Below are 12,019 nucleotides of genomic sequence, written 5' to 3' on the forward strand. Positions count from 1 at the left end.
GGCTCGCAACCTCCTGATGAGCCTCGGCGATAGGGCCAGTGACTTCCGGTTCATGGTTCGCGACAGGGCCGGCCGGTTCACCGCGTCGTTCGATACCGTTCTCGCGGACGCCGGTATCGACGTCGTGAAGATCCCGCCGCGGTGCCCGCGGGCGAACTGCTACGCCGAACGTTTCGTCGGCACCGTCAGACGCGAGCTCACCGATCGACTGCTCATCATCAACGAGCACCACCTCAAGTCAGTGCTGAACCGCTACGTGTCCCACTACAACCAGCGGCGGCCACATCAAGCGCGACACCACACCCCACCGCGACCCGATCACCCGATCGCAATGCCCAGCCGTAGGTCCGTGCGACGCCGGAAAGTACTCGGCGGCTTGATCAACGAGTACGAACCTGCGGCAGCCTGATCGGCCAGGTCAGAGCCACCGGACCGCGTTTTGGCACCCCACACGCGGCCAGCAAGGTCAGTCCGGCGACATAGGTTGTCAGCAAGCCGATGGCGAACAGAGCGGTGCCGGACAACCGGAGATGCCACCGCGGCTTGCTCAGCTTTGTGGCGAATTCTGGGTCTTCTTGCGCGAGGTGTTGTTCTATCGCGTCCAGCTCACGCTTCTCGTGCTCGGTGAGTCCCACCTTGCCTCCCGGTTCTGAGGTGCCCGGTTCCTTGCCTGCGCGCGCCGCACATACGGGCGCAGTGTGCGTTCCCACCAACTCAGAGCCTGATCGGAGTCGGGGAAGATGTCCAGTGCGTCACCCAGCAGTTCGGCGCCGCCGAGTGCGAGCGAGACGCAGCGCTCGGCGTGCGGTCCGAGGTACCACGCGGCGTCACCGATCAGCACGATTCGCCTGTGCACCCATCGATCTGTCCGCGCCCAGCCGCTGCTCGGTTCACCGTCCACTCGCGACACGAGTTCGGGTACGAGCCAGCCGAGGTCGGCGAACTGCTGCTGCCAGGGGGTGCCCGGTGCGTGCCGCCAGGCGAAGGACACGGCGGACTGCTTGTCCCGCAGGGGATGCAGTCGAAGGGATCTGGTGGCGAGATGCATCGACACGGCACACGACGAAGCCAGCTCGATCCGGCCGGACAGCGTCGACCAGCGCGGCAGATCGTCGTCAGGAGGGGAGAAGACTGCGTCCCTGATGGCGGAGCACGCTCCGTCGGCACCCACGACCAGGTCGAACCAGTCCTCGTCGCCGTTGGCGAACGTGGCGGTGACGCCGCAATCGTCCGCGACGAGATCAGGCACGCGCGTGTCGTGGCGGCGCGCTGCCTCGCCGATGACGTCGTTCAGCACGGCGACGACGTCGTCCCGGTCCAGCACGGGGTGCCGTGGAGAAGGCTTGGGGTGTACCGCGAGCGGTACGCCGGCGCTGTCGACCTGGACGAGAGCGCACCGGGGTTGGCGTCGTTGGGTGAGTGCCGGCAACAGACCCAGCCGGCGTGCCGCGTCGAGGCCGAAGTCGGTGAGAGCCGCGGGAACTCCGTCGAATCGCGGGGGAGTGCCGGTGGTCAGCACAGTGACGTCCCAGTCGCTGCGCAGCAGACGGTAGGTGGTGGCGAGGCCGCTGGTGCCCTCGCCTACGACGAGCGCTCTTCTGGTGAGCATGACTTCCCCTTCGCGCAGGACATCGTCACGCCGACCAGCCTTCCCGGCACACCGCTGTCCAGGATAGGCGGTCGGGTTCGTCCCGGAAACCGCTTCTCGGCTCAGGCTCGGAGAAACCTCGGCGCGGTGTGGTTGTAGGCTGTCCCCAGGTGTGCCGGGAAGCCTGGTCGGCGTCGTGAATGACGCCGTCTTCGAGGAGCTTTCATGGACACCGCCGTCGCCGGTACGGCCATCGGACCGATGGTCATCGCCGCAGTGGATCAGTACGAGGAACACCCGCTGGTGCGGGACGAGTTCGCGGCGCGCATCCTGCCCGCTTCCGGACGGTTGGCGGTGGCTGCCGCCCGCTGGCGACCTGTGCGCAAAGCGTTGTTCGCCGCGACGGAGAAGAAGATTCCCGGGTTGTGGGCGAGCATGTTGTGCCGCAAGCGCTACATCGACGAGCAACTGGATGCCACGGATGCTGATGTCGTCGTGGTGCTTGGTGCAGGGTTCGACACGCGCGGCTGCCGGTCGCGCGGCAGGCGGGTGTTCGAGGTCGACCTCCCGCCCAATGTCGAGAGCAAACGAGCCCGGTTGCGCGCGATCTTCGGCGACGTTCCGCCGGACCTCACCCTGGTCCCCATCGACTTCGAGACGCAGCACCTGGACACGGTGCTCGCTGACCACGGCTACCGTGCGGACCTGCCGACGCTGTTCATCTGGGAAGCGGTCACGCAGTACCTGACCGAGGACGCTGTTCGCGCGACGTTCGGCTTTATGGCGCAGGCGCCTGCGGGCAGCGAGCTGGTGTTCACGTTCGTGCGCAAGGACTTTCTCGACGGAACCGCGTTGTTCGGTGGCGAGTCGGCTTACCGCGAGTTCGTGGGCAAGCGCCGGATGTGGAAGTTCGGGCTGCTGTCGGACGAGGTGGCGGGCTTCCTGGAGCCGTACGGATGGGCCGAGGTCGAGCAGCTGGGGCCGCGCGAGTTCACCGAGCGGTACGTCGCGTCCTCGGGGCGCTCGTTGCCGGTGAGCGAGATCGAACGCACCGTGCGTTGCGCCAAGGTTGCCCGCTGATGGCACCGGTGATCGAGGCGCGTGGACTGACCAAGCGCTACGCCACCGTCGTGGCAGTGGACGAGCTCGACCTCCGCATCACCGCGGGGGAGATCTACGGGTTGCTCGGCCTCAACGGCGCCGGCAAGACCACGACCATCCGGATGCTGCTCGGCATGGTCCGGCCGACCAGCGGAGTTGTCCGGGTGCTGGGTGCCGCGGTCCGGCCTGGCGCACAGGCTGCGTGGTCGAGGGTGGGTTACCTCGTCGAGACACCCGCCGCCTACCCGGAGCTCACGGTGCGGGAGAACCTGGCGGTGGCGGCGCGCCTGCGTGCCCTGCGTGGATCGCACCACGTCGACGAGGTCATCGAGCGGCTGAGGTTGACCGCCTACGCCGGCCAGAGCGCGCGGACGTTGTCGCTGGGCAACGCGCAACGACTCGGCCTGGCCAAGGCGCTGCTGCACAAACCCGATCTGCTGATCCTCGACGAACCCGCGAACGGCCTGGATCCCGCCGGTGTTGCGGAAATCCGCGACCTGCTGCGCGAACTGAGTCAGGAGCACGGGGTGACCGTGGTGTTGTCGAGCCACATCCTCACCGAGGTCACGCGGCTGGCGACGCGCATCGGCGTCATCCACCGCGGGCGGCTGGTCCGCGAGCTGGAGGCGGGCGATCTCACCGCACACCTGCGTCAGCGGCTCAGCGTGTCGGCTCGTGACCTGGAAGCGGCCGAGCTCGCGCTGATCGCCGCGGGCTTCATCCCGATCAGATCCGCCGCTGACGATCTCGTCCTGGCCGACGCCCGAGCGGTGCGGGAACCCGATGCGGTCGCCACCGCGCTCGTCGCTGCCGGTTGCCCGCCGACCCGCCTCGTCGTCGAGCAGGACGACCTGGAGACCTTCTTCCTGCGGGTGGTGGAAGCGTGATCAACGCCCTGGCGACCGAGATCCTCAAGGCGCGCCGGTCCCACGTGCCGTGGGTGACCGCTGTCGCGTTCACCGTCGCCGCGGCGGTCGGCGGGCTGTTCATGTTCATCCTGCAGGACCAGGACCGTGCCCGCTCTCTCGGCTTGATCGGGACCAAGGCCGCGCTGGTCGGCGGTGAGGCGGATTGGCCGACGTACTTCGCCTTCCTCGCCCAGACCACCGCGGTCGGCGGCATGCTCGTCTTCGGCCTGGTCTCGGTGTGGCTGTTCGGGCGCGAGTTCAGCCAGAACACCGTCAAGGACCTGCTGGCGCTGCCCACCTCCCGCACCACCATCGTCGCGGCGAAGTTCGTCGTGGCACTGGCGTGGTGCCTGATTCTGGCCGTGCAGCTGGTGCTGCTCGGTTTGCTGATCGGCGCGGTGCTCGGACTGCCGGGCTGGTCTGGTGAAGTGGCGGCTTCGGGCGTGGCGATGATCGCCGCGACCGCGGTGATGACGATGCTGCTCACCACGCCGGTAGCCCTCGCGTCCAGTGTGGGCAGGGGATACCTGCCGGGCGTCGGCGTGATGATGACGGCCGTGTTCTGCGCGCAGGTCGTCGCCGCGCTCGGCTACGGCCAGTACTTCCCGTGGTCGGTACCGGCGTTGTTCAGCGGACTGGCCGGTCCGGACCGGGTCTCGCCAGGACTGTTCGGCGTGCTGCTGGTGGTGCTGGTCGGAGCGGCGGGAGTGGCGGCGACCGCGCTGTGGTGGCGCAACGCCGATCAGGATCGCTGAGCCCGGTGTCGTTCCCACAGCCAGCCGAAGCGGTCGATCCGCCACAGCTGGGCCACGACGACCATCGTCGTGCCGAAGATCGTGGGCCAGACCTCCAGGGCGATCAGGCCCCAGAGGATCATGCCGAACCCGATGAGGCCGAGGGTGACCAGCAGCCGCAACACCTTGCGGTGGTCCGGTGGCACCAGATCGCGGTCCTGCAGCCAGGCGCGTTCGCCGTAGATGCCGCGTGCTGCCCAGCTACGTGGTTCGCACACCGGCGGGAACGCCCTGGGGTTGATGAACAACCAGATGACCACAGCGCCTGTCGGCACGAGACTCCACCAGCCGATCCACGTGCGGCTCCAGATCGCCAGCAGTGCCAAGGGAATCGCGGCGAACCTCGTCCAGACGCTCCACGGGTTGGCGTGTCGCTGCCATGCCTCGTCGGTCATGCCGAAGGTCTTCGCCACGCGGTCAGCTACGTCCATTGCGGATCCTCTCCAGTTCGCGCACCGCGACGCCGACACCGTTCTCCGCGCGGACTTGCTCGCCGAGCTCGGCGGCGCGCTGCCGGATGGCGGGATCGTTCGCGGCGTGCGTGATCGCTTCGGCGAGCGCGGTGACGGCGAGCTTCTTGTGGGGAAGTGGTTGCGGGGCAACACCGACGGCGTGCATTCGCTGTGCCCAGTGGGGTTGATCGGCGACGAACGGACAGACGACCTGCGGCACACCCGCGGCCAGCGCCGCGGCGGTCGTCCCTCCACCGCCGTGGTGCACCACCGCGGCCACGTTGCCGAACAGCCAGTCGTGCGGTGCCTGATCGATCACGAGGACGTCGTCTGACGAGCGTGCGGCAAGGCCACCCCATCCGGTCGCGATGATCGCCCGCACCCCCGCCGCCCGGACGGCCTCGGCGACGATGTCACCGGTGCGCCGGGCGTCTCGTCCGGCCATGCTGCCGAATCCGATGTACACCGGCGCCGGCTCGGCCTCCAGGAACGCCTTCAGGGCGGCGTCGGGTGTCCAGGTCTTGGCGCGTGGCAGGTACCAGAAACCGGTGGTGCGCACGGATTGCGGCCAGTTCGGATCGACCGGCGTCACGAGTGAGCTGAACGCCTGCAACACCACCGCGTGGCCAGGGCCGCGACCGCGCGGCAGGCCGAGATCGTTGACACGCCAGGCGTTGACGATGCCCGAATAGGCACGCAGGGTGGCCGACACCGTCAGGTAAGTGGCGCGGTTGAGAAACCTCGGCACTCGAGGCAGCGGCACCATCGGGCACGGGAACTCCGACGTGGGCACCCAGCCGGGCTGGAGCGTGGCCAGCACAGCCGGCACGCGGAGCAGTTCGGCCGCGTGCTGCGCGGGCACGCTCGGTGTGTGCACGAGCAGATCCGCGCCGCAGGACCGTGCGACCGCACCGACATCGCGCAGCACGTCCGCCATCAACGGCTTGATGCGCCGGATCGTCGAGATCGCCGTGATCTTGCCTCGGACACCGCGGTACCCGCTCTCGATCGCCTTCACCATGGCCGGGTCGCGGAGCAGCCGGTTCGGTCCCTCGTCGAGCGGCGCGAACTCCACATCGTGCGCGGCAGCGCTGTCGGCGAACGACTCCGGCGCAGCCAGCACAGCGTCGTGACCCGCCTGCCGGAGAGCCACCGCAAGCGCTAGAAACGGTTGCACATCACCACGTGTGCCGTGGGTGACCAGCAACGCCCTCACGGCCGTGTCCTTTCGCCGATCGCGGTGAACGCGGCCAGCCAGCGGTCGTCGGCGAACAGTCCGTGGGTGAGCATTTCCAGACCGGCTCGGGCGCCACGCACCGCGGTCGCGGTCTCTGCCGGGTCGCCGCCGAGCAGGCGGCCAACGTGGTCACCGAGCACCAGTGGTGCCAACAACCACGACACGTAGGTGACGGCTCGCGCCCGAGCGTCCGCGGACTCGTGCACCCAGCCTTCCTCTTCGCCGGTGGCGAGCCACGCCTCGGTGCGTTCGACGATCTCGGCGAACAAAGCACCGGCCGCAGGCGTGTCATCAAGCAACGCCCTCGCCAAGTAACGCCGGACCGGTGTCGCCGCCTGCAGAATCTCGCCCAACGCTTCGGTGGCGGCCTCGCCGCCGCTGCGGATCGAGTCGAGAACGTAGTCGTCGCACGCCTGCCGGAGCCCTTCCTTGGAACCGAAGTGGTGCACGACCAACGCCGGTGACACTCCCGCATCCGCGGCCACCGCGCGGACCGAGGTTCCGGCGATGCCGTCGGTACCGAACCGGGCGAGTGCCGCGTCGCGGATACGAGCCCGCGCTGTCAGATCGGAGGCTGAACGCATGTTCTGATTATTGAACAGTTGTTCAGTCGCTGTCCAGGCCAGTCGGTTTGCTTTGCGCGGGTCTTTACGGCATCTTTGCGCGCGGAGCGCCGGGAAGTCTGGTCGGCAACGCTCATCACGGATCTCGTGGTGGGCCTGGCCGACGTGGACGGGGTTCGTTGATGGCGCTGGTTCTGGCATTCGGTGTGGTCCTGCTGATCAGCGTCTCGCTGTCCGGTCTCGCCGCTCGCACGATCCTGTCGACGGCGTTGATGTTCCTGCTCGCCGGCGCGCTGATCGGCCAGGGCGGTCTGGGGCTCGTCGACATCCCGTCCAACAGCGCTTTTGTCACGGTTCTCGCTGACCTCGCGCTGTTCACCGTTCTCTTCACCGACGGCCAGCGAGCGGGCCTGCCCGACCTCAAGCAAGGCTGGCGGCTCTCAGGCCGGGCGCTGGGCCTCGCGATGCCGCTCACGATGGTCGGCATCGCGGTGCCGACACACTTCCTCACGGGCTTGGACTGGACGACCTCGTTCCTGATCGGCGCGATTCTCTCGCCTACCGACCCGGTGTTCGCCTCCGCCATCGTGGGTCGCACCGACGTGCCGATGCGGCTGCGGCGACTGCTCAACGTCGAGTCCGGCCTCAACGACGGGCTGGCGCTGCCGTTCGTGCTGATCTTCCTTGCCACGGCGGCGAACCGCGACACGGACTTCCTCACGATCGGCATCGAGCTGGCCGCCGGTCTCGCGCTGGGCATCGTGATCCCCGCGGTCGTCGTGCTGGCCTGGCGGTTGCGGATCTTCACCGCCGAACCCCGGCTGCAGGCCCTCGGCCCACTGGCGATCGCCGTGATGCTGTACGCGACGTGCCATCTCACGCACGCCAACCCCTACCTCGCCGCGTTCGCCGCCGGATCGACCATCGCGACGCTGGATCGTGTTGCGGCAGAACACTTCGAGCACTTCGGCGATCTGCTGTCCGAGATCACCAAGTTCGCTGCTCTGCTCGTCTTCGGCGCGCTGATCACGCCCGAGCGCATCTCGCACCTGAGCGTGGGGGACTGGGCGGTCGCGATCGTCGCGATCCTCCTCGTGCGGCCGGCGGCGATGATGCTGTCACTGCTGCGCACACCACTGCCCGCACGCGAACGCTCGGTCGCCGCGTGGTTCGGCCCCAAGGGCTTTGCGTCCGTCGTCTACGGGCTTCTCGTGCTGCAGGCCGGAATTCCCACCGGTGAGCACGTGTTCGACCTGGTCGCGATCACCATCGCGTTGTCGATCGTGCTGCACTCCTCGACCGACGTCCCCGTGGCCAAGGCGCTGAGCATCGAACCACCGGACGGACTACCCACAGGCCAGCCCGAGGCGCGGGCCGAACGGAAGCAGCCGTGATCGAACCGCTGAGCCTGACACTGGTCTGGGCCACGCTCGTGATGCTGTCCTTCTCCGCGATCCCGCGCCGCTACTGGTACGTACAGCTCCCAGCGGTTCTCGGGTGGGCGCTGGTGTGGTTCGACAGCGAGTTCGCCGGCCACTGGACCGACTCCCTCGGACTGGCCGTGACCGGCGTCAGCATGCTGTGGCTGTGGTTCGCCCCACCACCCGAGAAGACCAGGCAGCGGAATCGTCGTGAGCCTTGACGAAGCCGCGAAAGCGGTTCTACGCGAACGATGGTCACGCAGCCAGCGGCACATCACCGTGTTCTCCGTTGCCCTGCCGGCGCTGCAGTTGTTGCTGTGCACGATGATCGTTGTGCTGGTCGATGACGGAGACATCTGGCCGGCAATGCTTCTGCTGGTACCTGTTGCGGTCGCGGCGGTGGCGTTGCGCCTTTGGCTCCGGCACCAGACCCCTCTTGATCCGCAGACGTGGCTGCCCGCAGCGTTCCTCGTGGTGGGGGTGCAGCTGCTGTCCGTTGCGGTTCCTGCCTGTGGAATCGCCACGAGCGGAACCTCTGACGCGCTGACGGGACCGGCCGTCCTGTTCTTCCTGTGCTGGGTGGTCGCTGTCGCGACCTGCGTGTCTGCTCACCTAGCCGGCCGGGCTCTTCTCACTCCCCTTGTGGCTGAGCTGGGATCGGCTGATCTGCGCTTGACGCTCGCTGTGCGCGCTGCGGTCACCGGGCCGGAACTGGTGTCGGCCCGGATCGTCGTTGAGCGTGACCGTGTCGAATGGACGGTGCGCTTGCAGGTGGGCCGTGGCGGTGGTCGACAGCTCGACGTGTCGGTTCCGTTCCGGGAACTCCTGCAGGTCATGCCGGTGACCCTGCCCGTCGTTCCGGCGCTGAGGCCGTGGACCGTCCTGCCTGGAGGGATCACGTTGTACGCGCAAGCCGGACCGGCGATCCTGCTGACCTCCACCCACGAGCAGTGGCTGATCCCCGTTCACGACGCGGATCTCGTCACCGCCCTCATCCGCCGTCGCCAGGCGTTGTGGTTGCGGGGAAATCTCTAGGACTACCCGACCCGCCTGCGCGCGGACGGTCGACCTGGTGCACGTCCGGGATGCCGTCGTTGTCCGCGTCGCGGGTCTCCTCCTCGTAGATGCGCCGGTACACCCGGTTGCGCACACGCAGGATCACCGTCGCGATCAGCGCCGACAGCACGGAACCCAGCAGCACCGCTACCTTGGCGTTGTTGTAGTCCGCACTGCCCTCACCGAAGGACAGTTCGCTGACCAGGAGCGAGACGGTGAAGCCGATACCGGCGAGGATCGACAGACCAACCACGTCGATCCACGACAAGTCGTCGTCCAAGTCCGCTTTGGTGAACCGCGCGACCAGCCAGGTGGCCGCGGTGATGCCGATCGGTTTGCCCAGCAACAAACCGAGCACGATGCCGAGCGTCACGCTGTCCGTGAGCGAGGTGACAAAACCGCTCAGGCCTCCGATCGAGACACCGGCGGCGAAGAAGGCGAAGACCGGGACCGCCACGCCGGTGGACAGAGGCTGCCACCGGTGCTGGAAGATCTCGGCCAGGCCAGGTCCCTCACCGGACTTGCGGATCACCGGCACCGCGAACCCGAGCAGCACTCCCGCTACTGTCGCGTGCACCCCAGAAGCGTGCATCAGCGCCCACGTCGCCACCGCGAGCGGGATCAGCAGCCACCACGACCGGACACGTCGCTGAACGAGCAGGGTGAACAACGCCAGCGGGACGAACATCAGCAGCAGAGGCAGCAGAGACAGGTCGTCGGTGTAGAACAGGGCGATGATCACGATGGCGATCAGGTCGTCCACGACCGCGAGGGTCAGCAGGAACGTGCGCAGCGCCGAGGGAAGACACCTGCCGATCACCGCGAGCACAGCGAGCGCGAACGCGATGTCGGTCGCAGTGGGAATGGCCCACCCGGCCAGCGCCGGGCCGCCGCCGAGGTTGACCGCGGTGTAGATCAACGCCGGCACGAGGACGCCGCCGAAGGCCGCCGCGATCGGGACTGCGGCACGACGAGGATCGCGCAGGTCGCCCGCGACGAACTCGCGTTTGAGCTCCAGGCCCGCGACGAAGAAGAAGATCACCAGCAGGCCGTCCGACGCCCACTCGGCGAGACTGAGCCGCAGGTGCAACGACTCGGGGCCGATCTCCACGGAGCGCAAGGTCTCGTAGATCGACGCCCAGGGCGAGTTGGCCCACACCAGGCCTACCACTGCCGCCACCAGCATGATGACGCCGCCGACGGTCTCAAGGCGGAGCAGATCGGCGATGCGCTTGGCCTCGGGCCAGGACGCGCGGCTGAACAGCCGGGTCTTCACGGGTTCCAAAGCTCACTCCGGGTGTCGTCGGCCACATCGCCGACCAGACTTCCCGGCACACCATGCCGCTCGTCACGGCAACAGTCCGACCGTACCCCACGCTCAGGCGTTGAGCCCTGTTGATGTGATCTCGGCCGGGGTTCGGATCAGACTGATGACTCGTCGTTTCCGCGAGTGCGCCAAGCCCGGACGACGATGGCCACCGGGCTGAACGCGGTCACGGCGGCACCGAGCGCGATCAGCACGATCGACGACAGCGACACGCCCGTCATGACCACTACCAGCCCGACCACGTAGATCAGCAGCAGGCCGATCAGCTTCAGAACGCGTGGCGGCAACCGGTGATGAGGTGACGGAGCCTTGACGAGTTTCGCCGCGAACTTGGGATCGTCCTCGGCGAGACGTTGCTCGATGTCGTCCAGCTCGCGCTGCTCGTCCTCCGGCAACCCCACTGTCACGCACCTCCTGAACTCGCCACCGACTATCCGCGTCCTTTCAGCGACCCGCCAGTTCCGGACGCAGCGCGTTCACCGGTGTGGCGGCGTCGGCGGCGTCCGAGACCGCTTCCGCGGCTGCCTCGCTCGCCTGGGCGACGTCCTTCTTCGCCTGTGCGGTGGCAGCGTCGACGGCGTCGTCGGTCGTGGCGGCGGCTGATCGCGGCAGCGCCTCGGAGAACGCCTTCGAGACGTCGCGCAGTGCTGTGGTGACCTCGCTCGGAATCACCCAGAACGTGTTGCCCTCTCCCTTCGCCAGTTGCGGCAGGACCTGGAGGTACTGGTAGGCGAGCAACTTTGGGTCCGGATCGTTGCGGTGCACGGCCTGGAAGACCTGGTCGATCGCGCGGGACTGGCCCTCCGCCTCGAGGATGGTGGCGGCCCTGTGTCCTTCGGCGCGCAACACGGCGGCCTGCTTGTCACCCTCGGCCGTGAGGATCTGTGACTGCCGCTGTCCTTCGGCGTTGAGGATCGCGGCCCGCTTGTCGCGTTCGGCCCGCATCTGCTTCTCCATCGCCTCTTTGATGCTCGTGGGCGGGTCGATGGCCTTGATCTCGACCCGGTTCACCCGCAGGCCCCACTTGCCGGTCGCTTCGTCGAGCACGCCGCGCAACTGGTTGTTGATCGTGTCGCGCGAGGTGAGGGTCTTCTCGAGATCCATGGAACCCACGACGTTGCGCAGGGTCGTGACGGTGAGCTGTTCGACCGCCTGCAGGAAGCTGGCGATCTCGTAGGCGGCGGCACGGGGATCGGTGACCTGGAAGTACAGCACCGTGTCGATCTGCACGACCAGGTTGTCCTCTGTGATCACCGGCTGCGGCTGGAACGAGACCACCTGCTCGCGCAGGTCGATCGCCGGGTAGACGCGGTCGATGTAGGGAATGACGAAGTTGAGGCCGGGGGTGAGGGTGCGCTGGTACCTGCCCAGGCGTTCGACGTTGCGGGCGCGGGCTTGCGGCACGATGCGCACGGCACGCAGGACGGTGAAGGCCGCGAAGATCGCGAGCACGAGGCCGGCGATGAGCAGTGCGGACATGGCTCACTCCATAAGATTGTTGATGTCCAGGACGGGGTGTTCTGGATGCCCGGGACGGCGGGGTGTGGCTGATGGCTTCTTGCCGTTGGGTGG

General features: G+C 67.7%; 15 protein-coding genes. 7 read left to right on the top strand and 8 right to left on the bottom strand.

The window, feature by feature from the left end; all coding sequences use genetic code 11:
• The first annotated feature begins 52 nt into the window (after positions 1 to 52).
• Positions 53 to 409, top strand: a complete 357-nt coding sequence (locus DI276_RS40985; protein ID WP_232837264.1) for an integrase core domain-containing protein — start codon at positions 53 to 55, stop codon at positions 407 to 409.
• Here the strand turns inward: DI276_RS40985 and DI276_RS53550 are convergent.
• Positions 381 to 710, bottom strand: a complete 330-nt coding sequence (locus tag DI276_RS53550) for a DUF3040 domain-containing protein (protein ID WP_408610622.1) — start codon at positions 708 to 710, stop codon at positions 381 to 383. The two genes, DI276_RS40985 and DI276_RS53550, sit on opposite strands and share 29 nt — an antisense overlap.
• On the bottom strand, positions 593 to 1,609 hold the full coding sequence (locus DI276_RS50530) for an FAD-dependent oxidoreductase (RefSeq protein WP_157985291.1): 1,017 nt from the start codon (positions 1,607 to 1,609) through the stop codon (positions 593 to 595). Before DI276_RS50530 ends, DI276_RS53550 begins: the two co-directional genes overlap by 118 nt.
• A gap of 204 nt (positions 1,610 to 1,813) precedes the next feature.
• Between DI276_RS50530 and DI276_RS40995 the strand changes: the two genes are divergently transcribed.
• Genes DI276_RS40995 through DI276_RS41005 form a run of 3 tightly spaced genes read left to right on the top strand, consistent with a single transcriptional unit; the run spans position 1,814 to position 4,352 of the window.
• Positions 1,814 to 2,668, top strand: coding sequence for an SAM-dependent methyltransferase (locus DI276_RS40995; RefSeq protein WP_112274026.1), 855 nt, complete (start codon positions 1,814 to 1,816; stop codon positions 2,666 to 2,668).
• Complete coding sequence (locus DI276_RS41000) at positions 2,668 to 3,576, top strand: ABC transporter ATP-binding protein (protein WP_112274028.1); 909 nt, start codon at positions 2,668 to 2,670, stop codon at positions 3,574 to 3,576. The genes DI276_RS40995 and DI276_RS41000 overlap by 1 nt, the downstream gene beginning before the upstream one ends.
• Positions 3,573 to 4,352 (top strand): ABC transporter permease, encoded by a 780-nt coding sequence (locus tag DI276_RS41005; RefSeq protein WP_232837265.1) that lies wholly within the window; start codon positions 3,573 to 3,575, stop codon positions 4,350 to 4,352. Before DI276_RS41000 ends, DI276_RS41005 begins: the two co-directional genes overlap by 4 nt.
• Here DI276_RS41005 and DI276_RS41010 read toward each other — a convergent pair.
• The 3 genes from DI276_RS41010 to DI276_RS41020 are packed head-to-tail and all read right to left on the bottom strand — an operon-like array spanning position 4,340 to position 6,664.
• The gene (locus DI276_RS41010; protein WP_112274030.1) at positions 4,340 to 4,822 is read right to left on the bottom strand and encodes a DUF6653 family protein; all 483 of its coding nucleotides are present in this window, start codon (positions 4,820 to 4,822) and stop codon (positions 4,340 to 4,342) included. The genes DI276_RS41005 and DI276_RS41010 overlap by 13 nt on opposite strands.
• Positions 4,809 to 6,059 carry a glycosyltransferase gene (locus DI276_RS41015; protein WP_112274032.1) on the bottom strand — a complete coding sequence of 417 codons (1,251 nt, stop codon included), beginning with the start codon at positions 6,057 to 6,059 and terminating at the stop codon, positions 4,809 to 4,811. Before DI276_RS41015 ends, DI276_RS41010 begins: the two co-directional genes overlap by 14 nt.
• Positions 6,056 to 6,664 (bottom strand): TetR/AcrR family transcriptional regulator, encoded by a 609-nt coding sequence (locus DI276_RS41020; protein WP_112274035.1) that lies wholly within the window; start codon positions 6,662 to 6,664, stop codon positions 6,056 to 6,058. The genes DI276_RS41015 and DI276_RS41020 overlap by 4 nt, the downstream gene beginning before the upstream one ends.
• A gap of 161 nt (positions 6,665 to 6,825) precedes the next feature.
• Here DI276_RS41020 and DI276_RS41025 point away from each other — a divergent pair, with 161 nt between their 5' ends.
• Genes DI276_RS41025 through DI276_RS41035 form a run of 3 tightly spaced genes read left to right on the top strand, consistent with a single transcriptional unit; the run spans position 6,826 to position 9,099 of the window.
• Complete coding sequence (locus tag DI276_RS41025) at positions 6,826 to 8,037, top strand: cation:proton antiporter (RefSeq protein WP_112274037.1); 1,212 nt, start codon at positions 6,826 to 6,828, stop codon at positions 8,035 to 8,037.
• Positions 8,034 to 8,285 carry a hypothetical protein gene (locus DI276_RS41030; RefSeq protein ID WP_112274039.1) on the top strand — a complete coding sequence of 84 codons (252 nt, stop codon included), beginning with the start codon at positions 8,034 to 8,036 and terminating at the stop codon, positions 8,283 to 8,285. Before DI276_RS41025 ends, DI276_RS41030 begins: the two co-directional genes overlap by 4 nt.
• Positions 8,275 to 9,099, top strand: a complete 825-nt coding sequence (locus DI276_RS41035) for a hypothetical protein (protein WP_157985292.1) — start codon at positions 8,275 to 8,277, stop codon at positions 9,097 to 9,099. The genes DI276_RS41030 and DI276_RS41035 overlap by 11 nt, the downstream gene beginning before the upstream one ends.
• On the opposite strand, the gene nhaA is transcribed toward DI276_RS41035, so the two are convergent.
• From nhaA to DI276_RS41050, 3 genes are all read right to left on the bottom strand, one after another.
• On the bottom strand, positions 9,056 to 10,405 hold the full coding sequence (nhaA, locus tag DI276_RS41040; RefSeq protein WP_112274043.1) for a Na+/H+ antiporter NhaA: 1,350 nt from the start codon (positions 10,403 to 10,405) through the stop codon (positions 9,056 to 9,058). The genes DI276_RS41035 and nhaA overlap by 44 nt on opposite strands.
• Positions 10,406 to 10,542: 137 nt before the next feature.
• Positions 10,543 to 10,848, bottom strand: coding sequence for a DUF3040 domain-containing protein (locus tag DI276_RS41045; protein WP_157985293.1), 306 nt, complete (start codon positions 10,846 to 10,848; stop codon positions 10,543 to 10,545).
• Positions 10,849 to 10,891: 43 nt separating this feature from the next.
• Complete coding sequence (locus DI276_RS41050) at positions 10,892 to 11,926, bottom strand: SPFH domain-containing protein (protein ID WP_112274047.1); 1,035 nt, start codon at positions 11,924 to 11,926, stop codon at positions 10,892 to 10,894.
• Positions 11,927 to 12,019 lie beyond the last annotated feature (93 nt).

Source organism: Lentzea terrae, assembly GCF_003265345.1.
GTDB lineage: Bacteria > Actinomycetota > Actinomycetes > Mycobacteriales > Pseudonocardiaceae > Lentzea > Lentzea terrae.

Coding starts and splice junctions, on each gene's coding strand:
- DI276_RS40985 (WP_232837264.1), top strand. CDS start 53: ATGGTTCGCGACAGGGCCGGCCGGTTCACCGCGTCGTTCGATACCGTT.
- DI276_RS41020 (WP_112274035.1), bottom strand. CDS start 6,664: ATGCGTTCAGCCTCCGATCTGACAGCGCGGGCTCGTATCCGCGACGCG.
- DI276_RS41025 (WP_112274037.1), top strand. CDS start 6,826: ATGGCGCTGGTTCTGGCATTCGGTGTGGTCCTGCTGATCAGCGTCTCG.
- DI276_RS40995 (WP_112274026.1), top strand. CDS start 1,814: ATGGACACCGCCGTCGCCGGTACGGCCATCGGACCGATGGTCATCGCC.
- DI276_RS50530 (WP_157985291.1), bottom strand. CDS start 1,609: ATGCTCACCAGAAGAGCGCTCGTCGTAGGCGAGGGCACCAGCGGCCTC.
- DI276_RS41050 (WP_112274047.1), bottom strand. CDS start 11,926: ATGTCCGCACTGCTCATCGCCGGCCTCGTGCTCGCGATCTTCGCGGCC.
- DI276_RS41010 (WP_112274030.1), bottom strand. CDS start 4,822: ATGGACGTAGCTGACCGCGTGGCGAAGACCTTCGGCATGACCGACGAG.
- DI276_RS41000 (WP_112274028.1), top strand. CDS start 2,668: ATGGCACCGGTGATCGAGGCGCGTGGACTGACCAAGCGCTACGCCACC.